This window comes from Pseudarthrobacter sp. MDT1-40-2, assembly GCF_059383595.1.
In genome coordinates, this window is the sequence record NZ_JBWZCL010000001.1 from 1,132,012 (window position 1) to 1,153,185 (window position 21,174).

At 64.4% G+C, this 21,174-nt stretch carries 18 protein-coding genes, 1 tRNA gene and 1 pseudogene; 12 read left to right on the forward strand and 8 right to left on the reverse strand.

The features are described 5' to 3' along the window. Positions 1–25: 25 nt before the first annotated feature. The 5 genes from AC50X5_RS05310 to AC50X5_RS05330 all read left to right on the forward strand — a co-directional run bounded on the left by AC50X5_RS05310 (position 26) and on the right by AC50X5_RS05330 (position 7,246). Positions 26–2,362: a transglycosylase domain-containing protein gene (locus AC50X5_RS05310; protein ID WP_494975031.1), complete on the forward strand. Its 2,337-nt coding sequence runs from the start codon at positions 26–28 to the stop codon at positions 2,360–2,362. Between the two features lie 5 nt (positions 2,363–2,367). Continuing rightward, positions 2,368–3,321 carry a metallophosphoesterase gene (locus AC50X5_RS05315; protein ID WP_494975032.1) on the forward strand — a complete coding sequence of 318 codons (954 nt, stop codon included), beginning with the start codon at positions 2,368–2,370 and terminating at the stop codon, positions 3,319–3,321. Between the two features lie 110 nt (positions 3,322–3,431). Then, the gene (locus AC50X5_RS05320) at positions 3,432–5,243 is read left to right on the forward strand and encodes an ABC transporter ATP-binding protein (RefSeq protein WP_494975033.1); all 1,812 of its coding nucleotides are present in this window, start codon (positions 3,432–3,434) and stop codon (positions 5,241–5,243) included. Next, complete coding sequence (locus AC50X5_RS05325; RefSeq protein WP_494975034.1) at positions 5,240–7,069, forward strand: ABC transporter ATP-binding protein; 1,830 nt, start codon at positions 5,240–5,242, stop codon at positions 7,067–7,069. The genes AC50X5_RS05320 and AC50X5_RS05325 overlap by 4 nt, the downstream gene beginning before the upstream one ends. A gap of 100 nt (positions 7,070–7,169) precedes the next feature. After that, positions 7,170–7,246 (forward strand) — tRNA-Pro (locus tag AC50X5_RS05330). A 52-nt stretch (positions 7,247–7,298) separates the two neighbouring features. On the opposite strand, the gene AC50X5_RS05335 is transcribed toward AC50X5_RS05330, so the two are convergent. Further along, entirely contained in the window at positions 7,299–7,481 is a 183-nt protein-coding gene (locus AC50X5_RS05335) for a hypothetical protein (RefSeq protein WP_494975035.1), read from the reverse strand. A 134-nt stretch (positions 7,482–7,615) separates the two neighbouring features. Between AC50X5_RS05335 and AC50X5_RS05340 the strand changes: the two genes are divergently transcribed. Further along, positions 7,616–8,881 (forward strand): helix-turn-helix domain-containing protein, encoded by a 1,266-nt coding sequence (locus AC50X5_RS05340; RefSeq protein WP_494975036.1) that lies wholly within the window; start codon positions 7,616–7,618, stop codon positions 8,879–8,881. 33 nt (positions 8,882–8,914) lie between these two features. Here AC50X5_RS05340 and AC50X5_RS05345 read toward each other — a convergent pair whose 3' ends face one another. The 3 genes from AC50X5_RS05345 to AC50X5_RS05355 form a co-directional block, all read right to left on the reverse strand. Further along, positions 8,915–9,850: a phosphoribosylaminoimidazolesuccinocarboxamide synthase gene (locus AC50X5_RS05345; protein WP_494975037.1), complete on the reverse strand. Its 936-nt coding sequence runs from the start codon at positions 9,848–9,850 to the stop codon at positions 8,915–8,917. Position 9,851: 1 nt separating this feature from the next. Then, positions 9,852–11,168, reverse strand: coding sequence for a phosphoribosylamine--glycine ligase (gene purD, locus AC50X5_RS05350; protein WP_494975038.1), 1,317 nt, complete (start codon positions 11,166–11,168; stop codon positions 9,852–9,854). 77 nt (positions 11,169–11,245) lie between these two features. Beyond that, positions 11,246–13,603 carry an FdhF/YdeP family oxidoreductase gene (locus AC50X5_RS05355; protein ID WP_494975039.1) on the reverse strand — a complete coding sequence of 786 codons (2,358 nt, stop codon included), beginning with the start codon at positions 13,601–13,603 and terminating at the stop codon, positions 11,246–11,248. A 166-nt stretch (positions 13,604–13,769) separates the two neighbouring features. On the opposite strand from AC50X5_RS05355, the gene AC50X5_RS05360 reads away from it, so the two are divergent. From AC50X5_RS05360 to nboR, 4 genes are all read left to right on the forward strand, one after another. Next, positions 13,770–15,332, forward strand: coding sequence for a molybdopterin-dependent oxidoreductase (locus AC50X5_RS05360; protein WP_494975040.1), 1,563 nt, complete (start codon positions 13,770–13,772; stop codon positions 15,330–15,332). A gap of 62 nt (positions 15,333–15,394) precedes the next feature. Next, complete coding sequence (locus AC50X5_RS05365) at positions 15,395–16,411, forward strand: asparaginase (protein ID WP_494975041.1); 1,017 nt, start codon at positions 15,395–15,397, stop codon at positions 16,409–16,411. A gap of 93 nt (positions 16,412–16,504) precedes the next feature. Further along, positions 16,505–16,915, forward strand: a complete 411-nt coding sequence (locus AC50X5_RS05370; RefSeq protein WP_494975042.1) for a sterol carrier family protein — start codon at positions 16,505–16,507, stop codon at positions 16,913–16,915. Between the two features lie 37 nt (positions 16,916–16,952). Continuing rightward, positions 16,953–17,564 (forward strand): nicotine blue oxidoreductase, encoded by a 612-nt coding sequence (gene nboR / locus AC50X5_RS05375; RefSeq protein ID WP_494975043.1) that lies wholly within the window; start codon positions 16,953–16,955, stop codon positions 17,562–17,564. A 16-nt stretch (positions 17,565–17,580) separates the two neighbouring features. On the opposite strand, the gene AC50X5_RS05380 is transcribed toward nboR, so the two are convergent. Then, the gene (locus AC50X5_RS05380) at positions 17,581–18,561 is read right to left on the reverse strand and encodes an aldo/keto reductase (RefSeq protein WP_494975044.1); all 981 of its coding nucleotides are present in this window, start codon (positions 18,559–18,561) and stop codon (positions 17,581–17,583) included. 65 nt (positions 18,562–18,626) lie between these two features. After that, on the reverse strand, positions 18,627–18,962 hold the full coding sequence (locus tag AC50X5_RS05385; RefSeq protein ID WP_494975045.1) for a hypothetical protein: 336 nt from the start codon (positions 18,960–18,962) through the stop codon (positions 18,627–18,629). Positions 18,963–19,086: 124 nt separating this feature from the next. On the opposite strand from AC50X5_RS05385, the gene AC50X5_RS05390 reads away from it, so the two are divergent. Together AC50X5_RS05390 and AC50X5_RS05395 are read left to right on the forward strand one after the other, a co-directional pair. After that, positions 19,087–19,893, forward strand: a complete 807-nt coding sequence (locus tag AC50X5_RS05390; protein WP_494975046.1) for an SDR family oxidoreductase — start codon at positions 19,087–19,089, stop codon at positions 19,891–19,893. A 53-nt stretch (positions 19,894–19,946) separates the two neighbouring features. After that, positions 19,947–20,174 (forward strand): hypothetical protein, encoded by a 228-nt coding sequence (locus AC50X5_RS05395; protein ID WP_494975047.1) that lies wholly within the window; start codon positions 19,947–19,949, stop codon positions 20,172–20,174. Here AC50X5_RS05395 and AC50X5_RS05400 read toward each other — a convergent pair. Continuing rightward, complete coding sequence (locus AC50X5_RS05400; RefSeq protein WP_494975048.1) at positions 20,171–20,896, reverse strand: HAD family hydrolase; 726 nt, start codon at positions 20,894–20,896, stop codon at positions 20,171–20,173. The two genes, AC50X5_RS05395 and AC50X5_RS05400, sit on opposite strands and share 4 nt — an antisense overlap. Before the next feature lie 53 nt (positions 20,897–20,949). Continuing rightward, positions 20,950–21,132 (reverse strand): annotated as a pseudogene (locus AC50X5_RS05405) (hypothetical protein); the annotation flags it as partial. Positions 21,133–21,174: the final 42 nt, after the last annotated feature.

The following is a 21,174-nucleotide window of genomic DNA, read 5'->3' on the forward strand; positions in this document are numbered from 1 at the left end:
AGCCCTTGACGGTAAAGTGGAAAACATGGCGACTCGCAACAACCCACTTTTCGACACAGCTACCACCCTGGGCAAGTTGCTCGGCTTCCTGGGTGTTAGTGCCATTTGTGGTGTCCTCGTGGCGGGGCTTCTGGTTCCCGCTGCTGCTGTGAGCGGCACAGCCGCCAGCAGTTCCATAGAGTTTTTTGATGCCCTTCCTGCAGAGCTCCAGGTGGAGCCTCCCAGCCAGTCCACCAAGGTCCTGGCTGCGGACGGAAGCGTGATCGCCACACTCTTCGAGGAAAACCGGACCCGCGTTGGCCTGGACCAGATTTCCCCTTATATGCAGGAAGCCGTGATTGCGGTTGAAGACAGCCGGTTCTACGAGCACGGCGGAGTGGACACTACCGGTATCCTCCGGGCCGTGGTTGCCACCGCCCAGGGCAATCGGCAGGGTGCCTCCACTATCACCCAGCAGTATGTCAACAACGTCCTCAACTCCAAGCTGGCTGCGGAAGGCAACGACGAGGACATCCTCCTTAACGGCGTCAACAAGGGTGTTGGCGACAAACTCCGCGAGATGAAGCTGGCCATTGCGCTGGAAAAGGAATTCACCAAGGAGCAGATCCTTGAGGGCTACCTGAACATTGTCTTCTTCAACGTCAACGCCTATGGCATCGAGGCCGCGTCCAAGCTCTTCTTCAGCACCAGCGCCAAGGACCTGACGCTGCCGCAGGCTGCATTGCTCGCCGGCCTGGTGAACAGCCCTTCAGCTTTTGACCCGATCGCCAACCCGGAGGCTTCCCAGGAGCGCCGCGACCTGGTGCTGGGCCTCATGCTGAACCAGGGAAAGATCACCCAGGAAGAGCACGACGCCGCTGTTGCCACTCCGGTGGAAACGAACGTCACCCCCACCCGGCAGGGTTGCTCCTACGCGTCAATGGCTCCCTACTTCTGCGACTACGTCATCCACCTGCTGCTGAACAACCCGGCCTACGGCGCCACGGAGGAAGACCGCCGGAACGCCATCTTCCGCGGCGGCCTCACCATCACCACCACCCTTGATCCCGTGGCCCAGAACGTTGCCCAGGTCCAGGCGGATTCCGCTGCCGGCGCCAACCCGGACAAGTGGGGCGCTTCCATGGTCTCCGTGCAGCCGAACACGGGCAAGATCGTCACCATGGCCCAGAACACCGTGCCCCTGCCGGCGGACGGGAAGTTTGACCAGACCCAGAACTTCAACGTGGACCAGCAGGACAAGGACGGCAACGACCTCAATGGCCTGGGCGGTTTCCAGCCCGGCTCCACCATGAAGCCATTCACTCTCGCCCAATGGCTGAACGAGGGCAAATCGCTGAGTACCAGAGTCAACGCCGCTCAGCGCGTCTACCCCCCGGGCTTCCCGTGGCGGAACACTTGCCCCACCCCTGTGGACGGCTTCTATTCAAAGGCCGCGGGAAGTGAGGACCTCCAGAACGCTGAAGACAACTGGTACCGGACGTTGGATGTCCTTGACGGATTCAAGAACTCCATCAACACGGCCACCTTCGCTTCGGCCGCCCAGGTGGACCTGTGCGGAATCCAGAAGATCGTGGACGCTGTTGGCATTCACGGCGGAAACCCCATCGGGGACGATCCCAACCCGAAGGTGCCGATGACGCGCCTTGCCAACCTCATTGGCTCCACGCAGACTGCTCCGCTCACCATGGCTGCCGCGTTTGCCGCGTTCGCCAATGACGGCCGCTACTGCGAGCCGATCGCCGTTACCTCCGTCACGGACCCCACCGGAGCGCAGCTTCCGGCGCAGTCCAGCAATTGCGTTGACGCGGTCAAGCCCGAGGTTGCGCGCGGCGTGGCCTATGCAATGCAGGAAGTCATGAATTCCGGCTCCGGTTCGCTGATCCAGCCCCGGCTTTCCACCCGGACTGCCTTCCCGATCGCGGCCAAGACCGGAACGAATGACACGAACGGCTCTACCTGGGTGGTCGGCTACACAACGGGCCTGGCCACGGCCGCCTGGTTCGGCGATCCCCTGGGGAACCAGAGCCGCATGGGCCGGGACCTGACCATCAACGGCAACTTCTACAAGGCCATTGACGGTTACATGATTGCCGGTCCCATGTTCACTACTTTCATGCGCGATGTCGCACCGGGCTATGGAACAAACCCGTTCACAGCGCCCCCCAGCAACCTGGTCTCCGGTGCTCCCGCCCGATCATCCACCCCGGCAGCCCCGGCGCCTGCTCCGGCCGCACCCCCGGCGCCTGCGCCGGCCGCACCCCCGGCTGCCGAACCGCCCGCTCCTGCCGAACCGCCCGCTCCGGCTGAAGAGCCCGAGAACAACGGCAATGGTAACGGCAACGGCAACGGCGGGGACGACTAACACACATGGCTGACGGAACCACGTTCGCGGCCAGGACCCGCTCCCTGGGCCGCGGACTGGCGGGGACCGCTGGGATGGGTGCCGCCGTCGGGCTTGCTGCCTTTGGTTACGGCCTCTGGGAGAAGAACCAGTTTGAGCTCCGCGAGGAGTTCCTGCCCATCCTGCCGCCCGGCCAACGGCCGCTCCGGGTCCTGCACCTGAGCGACATCCATTTTGTCCCTGGCCAACGGGCCAAGGCCGGGTGGTTGAAGTCCTTGGCAGAGCTCGAACCGGACCTGGTAGTCAATACCGGGGACAACCTGAGCCATCCCGCCGCCATTGACCCGCTGCTGGAGGCGCTGGCCCCGCTGCTGCGGTTCCCGGGCGTGTTCGTTCCGGGTTCCAACGACTACTTCGGACCGTCACTGAAGAATCCGGCCTCCTACCTGCTGGGCCCATCCAAGGTCCGCCTGGAGTCGAAGGTGCTTGACTGGCCGCGACTGCGCTCCGGGTTCGGGATGGCCGGCTGGGTAGACCTGACCAACCGCAACCAGTCCATTCCCCTGAACGGCATGCGCTTCGATTTCTCCGGTGTGGATGATCCGCACCTGAACCGGGAGCAGTACGCCGGCTGGCCCCGCGGAACCCGCGGCCAGGACAACAAGCCGCACCTGCGCGTCGCTGTCATCCATGCACCCTACCAACGGGTCCTGGACCACTTCACCGAAGAGGGCGCGGACCTGTTGCTGGCGGGCCACACGCACGGTGGGCAGCTTTGCATCCCGGGCTACGGTGCGCTCGTGTCCAACTGCGACCTCCCCACCTGGCGGGCCAAGGGCCTCAACGACTGGGAAAGCAACGGACATACGACGCCGGTCAACGTCTCAGGCGGTATCGGCACCTCCCGCTTCGCCCCGGTCCGGATCGCGTGCCGGCCGGAAGCCGTACTGCTGACGCTCACCTCCCCCGCAGAGGCCTAGCTGTACAGGCGTTTTTGCGATCCGCGTCACAAAAAAGCCCTGAGTGGTATCAGCCCATGGCATAGGGTAGTTGCTACGGGAAACTACTCGATAGAGGCTTGAGAAGCGGCATGGCGAAGACGCAAGGTTCATTTTTCACATCAATCAGCCGTCTGTATCCACACATGAGGCCCATCATGCCCAGGCTGGTCATGGGACTGGTCTGCGCATTGCTGGCGAGCGTAGTGGCCTTGGCTATCCCGCAGGTGCTACGGGTTCTGATCAACGAGACCCTCCACGCCGGCGGTGCCACCACCGCGGTGTGGATCGCAGCCGGCATCGTGCTGGTGCTGGGCGTGGCGGAAGCGGGCCTCGTTGCGCTGCGGCGTTATTTCGTGATCAACCCGGCCACCACAGTGGAGACCCGGATGAGGGTGTCCCTGTACCACCACCTGCAGGACCTGACGGTGTCTTTCCACGACCGCTGGGGTTCCGGGCAGTTGCTGTCCCGCGCCATGACCGACCTCAATTTCCTGCGCCGCTGGATGGCCTTCGGCGCGATCATGTTAGTGGTTACCAGCATTACCGTCGTCCTCGGCATCTCCGTAATGTTCGCCATGAGCTGGCAGTTGGCACTGATCTTCCTCGCAGCAGCCGTCCCGATGATGATCAAGGCCTTCCAATTCCGCACGCGGTTCAGCAAGGTGGCCCGGCTCAGCCAGGACCAGGCCGGAGACCTCGCAACAACCGTCGAGGAGTCTGTGCACGGCATCCGCGTCTTGAAGGCCTTCGGCAGGAGCCGCGAAGCCTTGGAAAACTTCAACGAGCAGGCCGAGGAACTGCGACAGACGGAGATCGCGAAGGCCAAGCAGCAAGCCACCTTCACCTTGCTCGTCACGCTGTTGCCCGAATTAGCGCTCGGTACGGGACTGGTAGTGGGCGTGCTGCTGGTGGCCGATGGCAGCCTCAGCATCGGGGCATTGGTTGCCTTCTTCGCCACGGCTGCGGTGATCGCCACACCCGTTGAGTTCTGCGGCACCCTCCTGGCCATGGCACTCATGGCCAAGACCGCCGTCGACCGCCATTTTGAGGTGATGGATTCCGCCAACACCATCACCAGCCCGGAGAGCCCGGTCCGTCCGGCGGAAGTGCGCGGCGCACTGGACTTCAACAATGTCACTTTCGCTTTCGAGGACGCGCCAGGCAAGCCCATCCTGAAGGACATCAACCTGGAAGTACGGCCCGGTGAAACAATGGCACTGGTGGGCATCACCGGCAGCGGCAAAAGCGCCCTGCTGCAGCTGGTCCCCCGCCTGTACGAGGTCACCGAGGGTTCCATCACCATCGACGGCGTGGATCTGCGGGAGTTCGACGTCGGAGAGTTGCGCCGAGTGGTGGCCGTCGCCTTCGAGGACACCACTCTCTTCTCCAATTCAGTCCGGGACAACGTGCTGTTGGGCGCCCCGGATCCCAGCAACGAAGCGCTCGACGAAGCCCTGGACGTGGCCCAGGCGCACTTTGCCTACGCGCTCCCGGACGGTGTGGACACGCTGATTGGCGAAGAAGGCCTGAGCCTCTCCGGCGGACAGCGGCAGCGCATCGCCCTGGCCCGCGCCATCGCCGCCAAGCCCCGCGTCCTGGTGCTGGACGATCCACTCTCCGCGCTGGACGTCAACACCGAAGAACTGGTGGAGGCCAGGCTGCGCGAGGTGCTCACCGGAACCACCACCCTGATCGTCGCCCACCGTCCCTCCACCGTGGCACTTGCTGACCGGGTGGCTCTGCTGGAGGAAGGCCGGATTACCGCCGTCGGCACGCATTCTGAGCTCCTGGCTTCCAACCCGCACTACCGGTACGTGATCGCCAGCCTGGAAACCGGACCACGTGACCTCGATTCAGAACTATCAGACCTCGACGACGAGGCGGAGGAGTCCCTTCGATGAGCACCGCAACCTTTGGCACCGCCAACGAGGACAACGCCCACCTCAGCAAAAGCGACAGCAAGGCAGTACGACGCCGGTCACTGGCCTTGCTGGGGTCCCTGATCCATCCGCTGCGGGTCAGGTTCTGGCTCACGATCGTGATGGTCGTGCTTTCCCAGGCCGCCCGGGTGGCCGGGCCGGTGCTGATAGCCTTTGGCATCGACCGGGCCCTGCCCGCCCTGCAGGCCGGGGACAACCTGCCCCTGGTGCTGACCGGCGTGGCGTATCTCTGCGCAGCAGTAGTTGCTGCCGTGCTGACCTCCCTGTATGTCACGTCCACGGCAAAACTGAGCCAGGCCATGCTTTTGGACCTGCGCGTACGGGTCTTCCAGCACACCCAGCGCCTCAGCCTTGAGTTCCACGAGAACTACACCTCGGGCCGCATCATCGCCCGGCAAACCTCCGACCTGGAAGCGCTGCGCGAACTGCTGGATTCCGGCGTGAGCTCGCTGGCCTCCGGATTGCTGTTCATGGTGTTCACGGCAGTCACCATCTTTGCCCTGGACTGGCGGAGCGGGCTGCTGATCCTGGCCGCCGGCGTGCCCATGTACTTCCTCTCGCGCTGGTACCAGAAGCACTCCCAGATCGCCTTCCGCCAGTCCCGGGTGGTCTCCGCCCGGCTGATTGTGCACTTCGTGGAGACCATGACTGGCATCCGCGCCGTGAAGGCTTTCCGCAAGGAGCGCGAAAACGCCGCCAAGTACGGCCAACTGGCCGAGGACTACCGCCTGGTGACCGTCCGCTCCATCAACCTCAACGGCATCTTCCAGCCCGGGCTGGTGCTGATCGGCAACATCTGCGTCGCCGTCGTCCTGCTCCTGGGAGGTTTCCGGGTACTGACCGGGGGGCTCGAGGTGGGTGTGCTGTTGGCCCTGATCCTGTCCACGAAGCGGTTCTTCCAGCCCGTTGACCAGATGGCCATGTTCTACAACTCCTTCCAGAGCGCTCAGGCGGCTTTGGAGAAGGTGTCCGGGCTCCTGGAAGAGATCCCCACCGTCCGGCCGCCCAGGAACCCGGTAGCGCTCAAAGAGGCCAAGGGCGCCATCGACTTCAACGACGTCGAGTTCGGCTATGGCGACGGTCCGCTGGTGGTGCCCAGGCTGAACCTCCACATCCCCGCCGGCCAGACCGTTGCATTGGTGGGGCAGACCGGCGCCGGTAAGTCCACGCTGGCCAAGCTCATTGCCCGCTTCTACGATGTTTCGGCCGGCTCCATCACCCTCGATGGCGTGGACCTGCGGAAACTGGCCACACAGGACCTGCGGCATAACATCGTGATGGTCACCCAGGAGGCGTTCCTGTTCAGCGGCTCGGTGGCGGACAACATAGCCCTGGGCCGGCCCGCCGCCTCCCGCGCGGAGATCGAGGAAGCGGCCAGGGCAGTGGGCGCCCACGACTTCATCATCGAGCTGCCCGAAGGCTACGACACGGACGTCAACAAGCGCGGCGGGCGGGTGTCCTCCGGACAGCGCCAGCTGATCAGCTTCGCCCGTGCCTACCTTGCCCGCCCGGCGGTGCTGATCCTGGACGAAGCCACGTCCTCGCTGGACATCCCTTCCGAGCGCCTGGTCCAGACAGGCCTGTCGCGGCTGCTTGCCGGCGTCTCCGGCGGCGCAGGCCGGACTGCGTTGATCATCGCGCACCGGCTCTCCACCGTGGAGACTGCGGACCGTGTGCTGGTGGTGCACGACGGCCAGGTCGTGGAGGACGGCACGCCGGCGGAACTGATCGGCGACGGCGGACGGTTCGCCCAGCTGCACGGGGCCTGGAAGGACTCGCTCGTCTAAGCCCTGGGGCACGGTTCGCGGGATTCTTCCTCTCCGGCGGTTCGATTTCGCTTCGGGACCGGCCATCGGCTATTCTTGTAAAGTTGCTTTTGCAGCGGATCGGGATGTGGCGCAGCTTGGTAGCGCGCGTCGTTCGGGACGACGAGGTCGCAGGTTCAAATCCTGTCATCCCGACCAATGAAAAAGAGGGCCTCCTTGCGGAGACCCTCTTTTTTGTTTCAGGTATTGCTTACATCGGGTCAGGCCAGTTGCCCACGGCCTGCGGATTGCTCATCGGATCAGGCCAGTTACCCACGGCGGTGGAGACATTCGTGGAATCCGTGACGGATCCTGCGGACAGGATCGCCGGACCAGCAGCGGAGAACGCCAAAGCCCCAGCCAAGACGGCGGCAGCTGCAATCTTCTTCAACATGTGTGAGTTCCTCAATACGAGTCGGATTCGTTACAGAGGCGGGCACCGCCCTTGTTGACATACATTGTAAAATGTTTTCCACAGGCACTGTCAAGCATTGATGGAAAGTCTGTAAGTAAAAAGGAGGAAATCCTGTGGGGAACGGATTCGGGGAGAAGCTCCGCGCCGAGCGACTTGATCGTGGGTTAACGCAGGCCGAGCTCGGAAAAGGCCTCTACTCCCCCAGCTACATATCCCTTCTGGAGAGCGGCCGGCGCGAACCCACGGCGGACGTTATCGAAGAGCTTGCCCGCCGGCTGGAACTGGCTCCCAAAGCCCTCGAGGCCTGGAGCCAGCCCATCTCCGTGAGCGATGCCGAATACGTTCTGGCTGGCCTGTACGCGCGCCAGGCCTGGGACCTGCGGGACTACCCGCTGGCGGCCAGCCATGCCGCCACGGCCGCCCGGATCGCCCTGGAAGGCAAGAACACCAGCGCATGGTGGAACATGACCTACATGCAGGCCGAGTGCCTGATCAAGCAGGGCGAATGGCAGGAATGCCAGAACATCATGGAGCGCCTGCTCGACCACCCCATGGCCAAAGAGTCCGCAGGGCTGGGAGTCCGGGCCCGGCAGATGCTTGCCGCAGTCCATCAGGCTCAGGGCCAGCTGAGTGCCGCCGTCGAACATGCCATGGAAGCCGTGCGGCTCTGTGAGCAGCTGCCGCCGGGATCCACGCTGATCATCGGCGCCCACCGGGCACTCATTGGTGCCTTGGCGGAAAGCGGCCGGTTGGAGGAAGCGTGGGGCTACTGCCAGGCCATGAGCGAGCAGGTGGATGACAACTCCATGTCCCAACTGGCCGGCGAGGTGGCCTGGGTGATCGGCAACGTGGCGTTTATGCGGCATGACTATACAGAAGGCATCAAGTACCACGAACGCGCGGCCAAGATGCTCTCCCCGGCCAATGACATCGACCTGTGGGCGCGCTTCAACAAGGCTTCTGCTGCGGTGCGGCTGTCTTCCGGAATCGTGGAACCGGAAACCCTGTCCGCGATTGAGCGCGCCGAACTGGCCCTGTCCATCGTGGGCGGCAACAAAACGGACCAGCTGGAAGTTGCGTTCATCAGGGCCCGCTGGCTCTACCTCACGGGGGACATCGACAGCGCCGTGGCCAAGCTCCGCGGAATCCATGCCGAACGTGAATCCCTGGCCCGGCATACGTCCGGCGAGGTGTCGCTGCTGCTGGGCAAGGCACTCAAAGCCGCTGGCGAGGCCGAGGAAGCCCTGGGTTACCTGGACGAGGCGCAGAAAGACTTCAGCGCGGCCGGCGCCAACGACCGCGTGCAGCAGGCACTTGACGCGGTCCTCGAGATCAGGCTGGCCCAGCAGCGGGCCGCGGCCTCAGCCAAGGTAGGCTGAGGCGCCGCGGTTCCCTGCTGGATGCAGCGGGCGCTAGGCGAACTGCTGGCCCGTCAACTTCTCGTAAGCCTCAACATAGCGGCTGCGGGTGCGCAGGATGACGTCCTCAGGCAAGGCCGGAGGCGGGGTGTCGGAGGATTTGTCCCAGCCGGACTGGGGGGACGTGAGCCAGTCACGGACATACTGCTTGTCGTATGAGGGCTGTGCCTGCCCGGGCGTGTAGGTGGCTGCGTCCCAGAACCGCGACGAGTCGGGGGTCAGCACTTCGTCGCCCAGCGTGATGCTTCCCGAGACGGCGTCGTAGCCGAACTCCACTTTGGTGTCAGCCAGGATGATGCCCCGCTTGCGGGCGATCTCCTCCGCAACGGTGTAGATGTGCAGCGTCAACTCACGCAACCGGGCAGCAATATCATCCCCCACAATGGACACCATGGCGTCGTAGCTGATGTTCTCATCGTGTTCTCCCACATCAGCCTTGGCCGACGGCGTGAAGATGGCGGCGTCCAATCGGGATCCATCCACCAGGCCCTCCGGCAGCGGAATGTTGCAGACGGTGCCGGACCGGCGGTATTCCACCAGTCCCGAGCCCGTGAGGTAGCCGCGGGCAATGCATTCCACGGGGAACATGTCCAGCTTCTTGCAGATCATGGCCCGGCCGGCAACAGCCTCCGGTACGCCGTCCTCAACCGTGGACGCCAGGACATGGTGCTCAACGTCCAACTGGTCGAACCACCACAGGCTCAGCTGGGTAAGGATGCGCCCCTTGTCAGGGATCTCGCTCGACAGCACGTGGTCGAAGGCGCTGATGCGGTCGCTGGCAACCACCAGTACGCAGTCCTGGCCGTGACTCTGCCGAACGGTGTCGTCCGCGGGCTCATAAAGGTCGCGGACCTTGCCGGAATACACATGGGTCCAGCCGGGCAGGTCCGGAGCATCAGTTTCCAGTCCGCCGGGGAAGTTCTCTGTCACGTTAATCCTTTGCTGTGGTTACAGGCAGCGCGCCGGTGCGCGTACCGGCAACTTTGATTTCGCCGCGGGCAGCCTTGCGGCCTATGTCCGTCCGGAACTGGGCACCATCGAGCTTGACCAGCTCAACGCCGTCGTACGCTTTTTCCCTTGCCTCCACCAGATCCCGGCCGAGAGCAACCACCGCAAGCACGCGGCCACCGGCGGAGATCACCTTGCCGTCCTGGTCGAACGCAGTACCGGCATGAACCACGTGGACGCCTTCAAGCTCCTCCACCTTCTTCAGGCCACGAATGCGGTCGCCTGTTCGCGGGGCGTCCGGGTAGTTTTCGGACGCAATGACGACGGCGACAGCGGTCTCGGGCGACCAACGCAGCTCTTCTGCCTTGTCCAGTTCGCCCTTGGCGGCAGCCAGAAGCAGCGCACCGAGCGGAGTCCTGAGCCGCGCCAGGACTGCCTGGGTTTCCGGATCGCCGAAGCGGACGTTGAATTCGATGACGCGGGTCCCTCGGGAAGTGAGCGCCAGGCCGACGAACAGCACGCCGACAAACGGAGTCCCACGCCGGGCCATCTCGTTCACCGTGGGCTGGGCGACGCGGTCCAGTACTTCCTGAACCAGGCCTTCGGGCGCCCATTCGAGCGGTGTATAGGCACCCATGCCGCCGGTGTTGGGGCCTTCGTCATTGTCGTAAATGCGTTTGAAGTCCTGGGCCGGGGAGAGCGCTACGGTGTTCTTGCCGTCGGAGAGGACGAAGACCGAGACCTCGGGTCCGTCGAGGAATTCCTCGATGACGACCGTTCCGCCGGCATCAAAGCAGGACTGGGCGTGGGCCAGGGCGGCGGCCCGGTCCTTGGTGACCACAACGCCCTTACCGGCAGCCAGGCCGTCGTCCTTAACCACGTAGGGGGCACCAAAGGTATCAAGGGCGGATTCGGCTTCGGCGGTATTCGTGGCCACGAGTGCCATAGCTGTGGGAACGCCGGCCTCGGCCATCACTTCCTTGGCAAACGCTTTCGAAGCCTCCAGCTGGGCTGCGGCCTTGCTGGGCCCGAACACCGGAATACCTGCTTCCCGAACGGCGTCGGAAACGCCCGCCGCCAGTGGCGCCTCGGGGCCAACCACCACCAGGTCCACGGAGAGTTTGGCGGCGAGTGCGGCCACCGCTTCGGGATCGTTGGCGTTGATGGGGTGAGTCGGAACCAGCTTGCTGATCCCTGCGTTACCCGGCGCCGCGTGGACCTCGGAAACGTTGGAGTCTTCCAACAGGGAACGGACAATGGCGTGTTCGCGGCCTCCAGGGCCAATGACAAGTACCTTCACAGTTCCCAAGGGTACTTTGTGCCCCGCCGCGAGCCTAAGAGGGAATGCGGAGATTACTGGTCCGGCTGGTCCGGTAGTCAAACGGTGGCCGGCATGTCCTCCCGCCCGTTCTCCTCGCTGCTGCCGCCGGCGGGACCATCCGCGGCCCGCTCGAGCCGAATGATGACGCCCTTGGAGACGGGTGTATTGCTGCCCTTGACGGTGTCGTCGAGGGGCACCAGGACGTTCCCCTCCGGATAGTAAACAGCCGCACAGCCCCGGGCGCTGGGGTAGGCCACCACGCGGAATTTGCGCAGCACGCGGTCCTTGCCGTCCGCATACTCCCCGTGCACATCCACCAGGTCACCGTCAGAGAACCCCAATTCTGTAAGGTCCTCCGGGTTCACGAAGATTACATGCCGGCCCTTCCTGATACCGCGGTACCGGTCGTTATAGCCGTAAATCGTGGTGTTGAACTGATCATGGGACCGCATCGTCTGCAGGATCAGGCGGCCGGGCGGGCACTCCATGGGGTCCAGCTCATTCACGGTCATCAGTGCTTTGCCGCTGGGGGTATCGAACTTCCGCGAATCCCGCGGACCATTAGCCAGCAGGAAGCCGTCTTTTTCCCGGATGCGCCGGTTGTAGTTCTCACAACCGGGTACCACGTGGGCAATGTGGTCCCGGATGCGGTCGTAATCATCCTCGAACCCTTGCCAGTCAGCGGCAATGCGATTGCCGAGGGTGGCCCGAGCCAGGCGGCTGACGATGGCAATCTCGGAGAGCAGTCCGGGTGCTACCGGTTCGACTTTGCCCTCGGAGGAGTGCACGGCGCTCACCGTGTCCTCAACGGACACGAACTGCGGACCGGTGGCCTGGATATCTGTTTCGGTGCGGCCGAGCGTGGGCAGGATGAGCGCTTCTTCACCAACGACGGTATGGGAGCGGTTCAGCTTAGTGGAGATCTGCACGTTCATTTCGAGGTTTTGCATTGCTGCTTCGGTTGCCGCAGTGTCGGACATCGCGGCAACGAAGTTCCCGCCCAGCGCCATGAAGAACTTGATGTCTCCGTCCCGCATGCCCCTGACGGCAGCCACCGAATCTACGCCGTGCTTGCGGGGAGGTTCGAACGAGAATTCCTTGCCGAGTGCATCCAGGAACGACGGCGGCATCTGTTCCCAGATGCCCATGGTGCGGTCACCCTGCACGTTGGAGTGTCCGCGGATCGGTGACGCGCCTGCACCCGGGCGGCCGATGTTTCCCCTCAGCAGGAGGAGGTTGATCATTTCCTTGATGGTCCCGACGCCGTTCCTCTGTTGCGTGACGCCCATGGCCCAGGTGATGATGACCTTTTCGGCCCTGATGTAGCGGCCGGCGAGTTCATCGATTTCCTCCGGGCGCAGCCCGGTGGCCTCCAGCACCGTCTGCTCGTCGAGGCGTGCCAGGTGCTCGCGCAGTTCGTCCAGGCCCTCGCAGTACCGGGCGATGAACTCATGGTCCAGCACGGTGCCCGGGTTGCGGTCTTCAGCTTCGAGGACCCGCTTGGAGACAGCCTGCAGCAGCGCCATGTCCCCGCCGGCCCGGATCTGCAGGAACTGGTCCGCGAGGTCAGTTCCGCGGCCAATAACGCCCTTGGGCTTTTGCGGGTTTTTGAATCGACGCAGGCCCGCTTCGGGCAGGGGATTGATCGCGACGATCTGGCCGCCGTTCTCCTTTTGCTTCTCCATGGCGCTTAGCATCCGGGGGTGATTGGTCCCGGGGTTCTGGCCGATGACGATCATCAGATCGCAGTTGAGGTAGTCGTTGTAGGCCACTGTGGCTTTGCCGATGCCGATGGTCTGGCCCATCGCTACACCGGAGGATTCATGGCACATGTTCGAGCAGTCGGGCATGTTGTTGGTGCCAAGTCCCCGGATGAACAACTGGTAGAGAAATGCGGCTTCGTTGGACGCGCGGCCGCTCGTGTAGAAAGTTGCTTCGTCGGGGGAGGCAAGGCTTTTGAGCTTCTCGGAAACAATGGTGATCGCCTTATCCCAGCTGATGGGGCGGTAGTAGTCATCACCGGCCGCCTTGTAGACGGGTTCGGTGAGCCGGCCCTGCATTCCCAGCCAGAATTCAGATCTTCCACGCAGTTCGCTGATCGGGTGCTCGGCCCAGAACTCCGATGAGACCGTGACCGGAGTGGCTTCCCAGGTCACCGCCTTGGCGCCATTCTCGCAGAACTCAAAGGTGCCCCGGTGATCGGACGGATCAGGCCACGCGCAGCTCATGCAGTCGAACCCCTGCTTCTGGTTCATCCTGAGCAGGGTGCGTGCGCTCCGCTCGATGCCCATGTGCTTGAGGGCCGGCTGCATCGAGTGATAGACGCCGGGCAGCCCGGCCGCCCAGTCCTTGGGCTTCGCAACATCCAGATTGTTCTCGTCTGCTTCCTCCACGGGAGGGTTGGAGCGGGTCATCGGGCATCCTTCCAGGCCGGTCCTCAGCACTGAGTCGTCTTAACAGTCAATTGTCGCTCTTTTACCCGGATTTGGGGACGCTGCGCACTCTATGGGCGTCTGCCGGGGCATGCCTGCAGCGTCACGTGTGCTTGCCACGCCTGCTGTGTGGGCGGAGGATCAGTGCATGGCAATCCCCCGCCCGGCTCCCGGGCGAACCCGCGAACGGCCCGAAGCATGGGCCGCCCTCGCCGGAATCCTGGCAGCCGCCGTCGTACTTTCCCTTGCCGAACTGCTGGGCAGCTTCTTTACCTCGCGGCTGACCCCACTGTTTGCCTTAGGGTCCACGTTCATTGACTTCACGCCCTCGTGGCTGAAGGACTTCGCGATTGCCGCCTTCGGCACGAACGACAAAGCTGCGCTGTTTGCAGGCATGGGGATTACCATCCTGGTGCTGGCTTCCCTGTTGGGGATCCTTGCCTACAGAAAGTGGTGGCAAGGCGCCGCCGGAGTGTTGCTGATGGGCTCCGTGATCGTTGCGTGCGTGCTCACCCGATCCGGGGCGGAATCAACCGATGCCCTCCCGACGGCGGCAGGCACGGCTGCCGGGGTGCTGGCGTTGCGGCTGCTGGTGAACCTTGTGCCGCGGCCTGCGCCCGACGATGATGCCGGCAGTCCGCCGCGTCCCTCCCGCAGGTATTTCCTGATGGCCGCCGGGACTACGGCAGCGGCAGTGGTGATGGGGGTCGGCGGGCAGGTGTTGGGCGCCGCCAGAAATGCCGCCCTCCAGGCCCGCAGCGCCTTGAAGCTTCCTGCGCCGACGCGGCCAGCACCAGTGGTGCCTGCCACGGTGCAGTCCCGCACCCCGGGGGTGGACCCCTGGCTCACCCCCAACGATGACTTCTACCGGATCGACACCGCGCTGCGCGTTCCGGACATCGACGCCACCGTCTGGACTCTGCGGGTGCACGGACTGGTGGAGGAAGAGGTCACACTGACCTTCCAGGATCTGCTCGACGCCAGCCTGATCGAGACGCATGTGACCCTCGCCTGCGTGTCCAATCCCGTGGGCGGAAACCTGGTGGGAAATGCCAAATGGCTGGGCCTGCCAATTCGCGAGGTCCTTGCAAGGGCCCGGCCCCTGGAGGCGGCGGACATGGTGCTTTCCACCTCCGTGGACGGCTTTACAGCCTCCACTCCCCTGGCGGTCCTGCAGGACGATCGGGATGCCATCCTGGCGATCGGGATGAATGACGAGCCCCTGCCTCTGGATCACGGGTACCCCGTCCGCATGGTGGTTCCAGGGCTGTACGGCTTCGTCTCCGCGACTAAATGGCTGATGGACCTTGAGGTAACCCGGTTCGACGACAGGGAAGCCTACTGGACCCAGCGCGGCTGGTCTGACCGCGGGCCCATCAAGACCATGGCCCGGTTGGAAGTGCCGCGGGAGGCGGCCAGGGTCCCGGCCGGTGTTGTGGCCGTAGGCGGAACGGCCTGGGCCCAGCATAGCGGTATCAGCTCGGTGGAGGTCCAGGTGGACGACGGCGACTGGAAGGAAGCTGCCCTGTCTGAAGAACCCACCGTCGATGCCTGGCGGCAGTGGTCGTTCGAATGGGATGCGGTTCCCGGCCGGCATGAGCTGAGGGTGCGGGCCATCGACAGGTCCGGCGATGTCCAGACCGCCGAGAAGGCCAATCCGGTGCCCGATGGCGCCTCGGGCTGGCACACGGTGACTGTGACCGTTGACTAGTGGCTTGCAGGTAGGGCGCTCTTGGTTCGGGGCTGGCGAAGACGGTCGCCTAGACTTGCTGCATGCCGCACAACCCGCACGCAACCTTCACTGTTGAGTCCGCCGTCGAACTCGCCGTTTTGGAGCGCAGCGGCTTTGTGGAGTCACGGCACATTGGTTCTGCGGTGGTGCTGGCGGCAGACGGCTCCGTGGTAACGGAACTCGGGGACATCAGTTCCCCAATTTTTGCCCGTTCCAGCCTCAAACCCTTCCAGGCGTTGGCTGCCATGCAATCCGGGGTGCCGCTTCGCGGCGCCCAGGTAGCCCTGGCTTGCGGCAGCCACGTGGGGTCGCTCGATCACATGGACGTTGTGGAAGGCATGTTGAAGGCCGCCGGCGTCACAGTCAACGATTTGCAGTGCCCCGCCGACTGGCCGCAGGACGAAACTGCCCGCGACTGGCTGATGCGTTCGGGCAACGGAAAGTCCAAGCTGGCGTTCAACTGTTCGGGCAAGCACGCGGCTTTCCTGTGGGCGTGCAAGGAAAACGGCTGGGATCTGCACAGCTACCTTGAACCCAATCATCCGTTGCAGCAGCGGATCCGTGGCGTGATCGAGGAGTACTCCGGCGAGCAGATCGCGCACCTTGGCATAGACGGCTGCGGCGCACCCGTCGCAGCCATTTCACTGACGGGGCTGGCGCGGGCCTACTCCTTGCTGGCCAAGGCACCCGGGGACAAGAACTCGAACGCGCGGGCGGCAACGATCGCCACGTCCATGCTGGACTACCCGTGGGCCGTTCAGGGCCAGGGCGAGGCGAACACGATTGTCATGGACGAGCTCGGGATCATCGCCAAGATCGGCGCCGAAGGTGTACTCGCCATGGCCACGCCGCAGGGCGTCTCGGTGGCCGTAAAAATGCTGGACGGCAACATCCGCGGCACGTCGCTGGTGGCGCTGACGTTGCTGGCGGTGGCAGATGCTGTCGACATTCCCGGGGTGGCCAGTGTCCTGGAAAAGGTGGTAAGCCCTGTACTGGGCGGCGGCCGGCCTGTGGGCAAGATCAGGCTTGGCAAGGCTGTGTCCGCACTGCTCGAGTGACGCCGTTCCGGTTCGCTGGGTCTTGCTCGGCCTGGCCGCCATCCCACCCGGACAGCCGTTGATTATTTTGTACTGATGTGAGGAGGCCGGACCTTGGCCGTAGCACGCCGCCGGATAGACATTAACGAGGGTAGAGCTGCCGTGGCAGCCTGGCACGACGCCGCAGTCAGTGGGGACCCGCCGTCGGAAGTTTCCACGGGGGCTCCGGCAGTTGCGCCCGTCCCGCGGGCCGTGACCGCCACTGCCGTCCGCTACTCCCTCGAGGAAATTACCGCCAGGGCCCCGGGCAATTCGGTGGAGGTCCGGGTTCCGCCGTTCGGGGTTACCCAGTGCGTGGAGGGCCCGCGGCACACGCGCGGCACCCCGCCGAACGTCATAGAGTGCGACGCCGCCACTTGGCTGGCGATGGTCACCGGCGCCTTGAGCTGGGAAGACGCAGTCCGGGCAGGCCGGGTGGCGGCGTCAGGCTTACGGGCTGATTTGTCAGCCCTGCTGCCGCTTTAGGGTTTGGGGCGCAGCCACTGCCGCTAGGGTGTTGGGAATGGAACCACAAGCGGGAAAGGCGACGACGGCGGTACTGCTCGCCGCGGGCGGCGGCATCCGCCTGGGGCGCGGCCCCAAAGCTTTGCTTCCGTTCCGCGGCCGCACCCTGGTTGAGGTCCAGGCGGCCATCCTGTTCGACGGCGGCGCGCACCGCGTGGTGGTGGTGGCGGGAGCCGGCCGCGAGGCCGTACACAGGCTGCCCGGCCTGGCCCGATGCACGGTGGTGGATAACCCCGAATGGGCCGGCGGCATGGCTGGTTCGCTGCGGCTTGGCCTGGCAACTGCACCCGAGGACCACCACGTCCTGGTCGCCCTGGTGGACCAGCCCGGAATGTCTGCAGAACTCGTGGCCCGGCTGCTGGCAGCGCACCAAAGGGGCCGGGTCACCGCTGCGGCTTATCGTGGCCCCGACGGAGCGGTCCGGCGCGGCCACCCGATCCTGATCGACTCATCCCTCCGGGCCGAGGCCGCTGCCTCAGCCGCCGGCGATGCCGGAGCCCGGGCCTTCCTTCAGGCGAATCCCGGACTCGTCAGCCTCGTGGACTGCAGCGATCTGGATACGGGCGCCGACGTCGACACCCCGGCCCAACTCCCGCTCCTTGACCAGTAACGGGAGCCGGCAGCCATTACCAGCGGGGGTGGATGGCTTCGCGGAAGTAGTGGTCGTAGATCCAGCGGACACCGGCGTCGAACTTCGAATCCAGCTTGAGGTCCCCGGCTTCGGCATTGAGCCGCGCCTGCTCCACGCTGCGTGCCCCGGGAATGACGGAACTGACGCCCTCCTGCGCCACAATCCAGGCGATCGCGGCCTGGGCTGCAGTGGCGCCCTGGGGAACCAGTGCTTCGAACTCCGCTGCAGCCTTCAGGCCCTGCGCGTAGTCCACTCCGGAGAAGGTCTCGCCGACGTCGAAGGAGCCACCGTCGCGGTTGTAGTTGCGGTGATCGTTGGCCGCAAACTCGGTGTCCTTGGTGTACTTTCCGGACAACAGCCCCGAGGCCAGCGGCACGCGGGCGATGATGCCCACCCCTGCTGCCTTGGCGGCCGGCAGCACCTCATCCAGCGGTTTGAGGCGGAAGGCGTTGAGGATAATCTGCACGGATGCCGTACCTTCGCGGCGGATGGCTTCCATGGCTTCGTCGGTGCGCTCAACGCTGACGCCGTAGTTGGCGATGGCGCCCTCGGCTACCAGGGTGTCCAGGGCGTCGTAAACCTCATTGGTGCTGTAGACCGACGTCGGCGGGCAGTGCAGCTGCACCAGGTCCAGGCGGTCAGTGCGCAGGTTCCTCCGGGAGCGGTCAGTCCACTCGCGGAAGTTGGCGAGGTTGTAGTGCTCGGGCTGCTGCTCGACGCGGCGGCCCATCTTGGTGGCCACCGTGACGTTCAGGTCCGGGTTATCCGCCAGGAAGGCGCCAATGGTCTGTTCGCTGCGGCCGTCGCCATAGACGTCAGCGGTATCAAAGAAAGTCACCCCGGCGTCAACGGACGCTTCGAGGATGCTGCGGGCCTGCTGGTCGTCGACGTTTCCCCAGTCGGCGCCAAGCTGCCACGTGCCCAGTCCCACGGCGGAGACGGTTCGTCCGGTTTTTCCGAGTGTGCGTTGTTCCATCGTTCGACTATACGTCGAGGGGAATATTGGCGGCGGATTCGGCTTCCTGCACCCGGGAAAATGGCCTACTTATTACGCGGGCTTCGTTGCCCCAGGCGGAGCCCGAACCAGAAGATGAAAAGGGCAAGGCCCAGGCCAAGCACGGCCCAGCCCGCCAGCTCCTGGTGGTTCAAGATGACGGCTTTCCCCGCAACGAATCCGAAATCGGTGTTGAGAGGGGCAGCTCCGAACCAGCCCCCTAGCGGAGCGGACGTCAGGATCACCACAAGGCCGGTCACAGCACTCAGCACAGCCAGAACGGGCAGTAGCCGCAGGCCAGCAGACCGCCACGGCGCTCCCCCGCCGGAACCACCGTTCGAAGCGTCCGGCTCTGGTTCATGTCCTGATGCTGTGTCCCCCATTCTCCACACTCTAGTACGGCCTGGCGTCCGGACCGGGCGGGTTTGCCTCCCAGCCCTCGACGGACGGCCGGGGCGGCACTAAGTTGAAGTTCTGAGATACCTGAGCACACCGGAAGGACACCAGATGGATTTTTCACCGCGCACGGCCATTGTCACAGGAAGCGATTCGGGAATCGGCCGGGCAACAGCGGTCGAGCTGGCGCGCGCCGGAATGGACATCGGCATTACCTGGCATTCGGACCGTGACGGTGCAGAACACACGGCCGACCAGGTACGTGCCGAGGGCCGAGTGGCCCACGTCCGGCAACTGGACACAAGCGAGGTGCCTGGATGTGGAACCACCATTGATTCGCTGATCGAAGATCTCGGCGGCCTGGACGTGTTTGTGAACAACGCCGGAGCAGGCGACGGCCGCGGTTTCCTGGAGCTGGATCCGGACACCTGGAAGCGCACCATGGACATCAACCTCAATGGCGCCTTCATCTGCATCCAGGCAGCAGCAAAACACATGGTCGCCGCAGGGCGAGGCGGCCGAATCATTGCCGTGACGTCCGTCCACGAGACCCAGCCCAAGGTCGGGGCCGCTGCCTATGTGGCTTCAAAGCATGGCTTGGGCGGACTGATCAAGACCATCGCCCTGGAACTTTCAGAATTCGGCATCACGGCAAACTCGGTAGCACCGGGCGCAATTTCGACTCCAATGTCCGGCCGTGAAGGCGACGACCCCGAGCCGGACGTCAAGCCCGGCGTGCCGCTGGGGCGATCCGGACGGGCCGTGGAGATTGCCGCCGTCGTTAATTTTTTGGCATCGCCTGCCGCCTCCTATGTCACCGGAGCATCGTGGGCGGTGGACGGCGGCATGCTGCAGATGGGACCCATGGCGGGCGCACAGCTCGAGTCTGCGCAATGGCGCGAGAACGGCAAAAGCTGAACGCCGGCGTCGGAAGTAAGTAGACTGTCCACCACCCGACGGAAGGCGAGAGCATGTCCATCTACGATCCAGAACCTGTGGAGATTTCCACCAGAATGCGTCCCGGCGAGTGGAGCGAGGAGACCCTGGCGGCCCTCGTGGCCGGGTACCAGGAGAAAATCATGGCAATGGGCGCCCTCCCTGAGGACGTTATTACCGCCATCAACCGGGACGAGGAGGGCGGCGTCTCGGTTAAGGTCGCCTGGGACAAGGCGGAGGCAATCGAGGATCCCCTCCCCTAGGTGGCGTGCTGCAGCAGCTTTCCTATCGCGCTGCTGTCCAGCCTTGCCAGCAGTTCGCCCGGACCGCCATAAACCTCTGCGGCGCCTGCCTCGCGCAGTTCGGCTTCACCGGTGCCACCGCACAGGACGCCGATAGAGGGCATCCCTAGTGCGCGTGCCGCCATCATGTCCCAGACGGCGTCGCCAACGAAGACAGCATCTTTCACTGCCACGCCAACCGTGTCCAACGCGGCCAGCAGGATATCTGGGTCAGGCTTGCTTTTAGCCACGTCCTTGGAGCTTGTGGCAGCATCGATGAAGTCGTCTGCGCCAAGGGCCCGCCGGAGCTCCTGCAGATCCCGTTCACGGGCGGACGTTGCGAGCACCACCTTGAAGCCCAGATCCTTGCAACGGGACAGCAAATTCCTGGCCCCCTCGGTCGGCTGGAGCGTTGGCCAGTAGGTGGCGAAGAGTGCGCTGTGCGAGGAAAGGATCTCCTCATCCAGTGCCGTGTCCCGGTCTGCAGGCAGCGACTCCTTGACCAGTTCTTTCCCCGTCATGCCCACCAGGCGGTGGATCCTGGCCATCGGCACGGCGTACCCTGCCTGCCGGAACGCATGCCACCACGCCATGGTATGCAGATAGGCCGAATCGACGAGCGTGCCGTCGACGTCAAAGATGACAGCACGGGGCGCTGACGTACCGGTTGATCGGGCGGTCGCTTCGCCATGGGCGGGCATCATGAACCCGATGCCGCCATCCCGCGGCTGGCCCTGCTGTCCTGGGCGGCCCTGGCCTCGTGGCTGCGATCGCGAATAAGCCCCGTTCCCGCGATCTCCCGCGCCCGCGACACTCCGGCCACGGCAGCCCTCTTGGTGGGAAAGGTGATGGAGATGGCCATCAACGTTCCGGAGCCGTCCAACATCCTGACCCGGTATCCACCGTCGGGCGCGTCCACGAGTTCAAAATAACCCGCCATGCCAATCAACTCCCTACAATTCCCACTTCACTGTGAGCGCCG